Here is a 599-nt window from a genome sequence, read left to right on the forward strand (position 1 = left end):
GAAGTCGAGGATGTAAAACTTCCCGTCGTCACCACGGTACACCGCATCGATGTGGCCGCTGATGCCCTTGTAGTTGATGCTCAGCTCATGGTACACGGTCGGAAAACCACAACACTCGTATTTGTACGAAAGCTCGTGCATTGTGCCACACTCTTTGCACTCGTAGTTCGCAAGGAACTTTCCACTCAAGCACAGTGCCCGCTGCATCACTTCGTGGACGACGGTTCCGACTCGTGTGTAGAAGCAGCCTCCGAAGTCGAGCGTTCGCACGGTTCCGTGCATCGCGTTCTGGATGAAGAAATCTACCGGACAAAATGGGAGTTGCGACGGGCGAAGGAACAGGACACGTGTCGGATCACCAAGCTCAGCTTTATGGTAGTTCGCGACCGCATCTCGGTACACCCGCGTAAAGTCCCTCACAATCGAGTGAGTGGACAAGGGTTTGAGGATTGCCATCTTGTCAATTTAATAAGGGGACGCAAAATCACGTCAAGGAGAAAAAAGTGTTCATACAACTTACGAACGCTGGGAAGGCAATTATCGCGGCTGCGACGTGCCCCATCAAAATCACGTCGTTCAAGCTGGGTTCGGCCTACGGA

1 protein-coding gene is annotated in these 599 nt (G+C 52.6%); it reads right to left on the reverse strand.

From position 1 onward, the window contains the following. A partial coding sequence (locus AC1RPN_RS07725) for a hypothetical protein (protein WP_481763641.1) occupies positions 1 to 402 on the reverse strand: 402 nt, incomplete at its 3' end. Positions 403 to 599: the final 197 nt, after the last annotated feature.

It is taken from the genome of Dellaglioa sp. CoH-57-MRSF-20 (assembly GCF_056781955.1).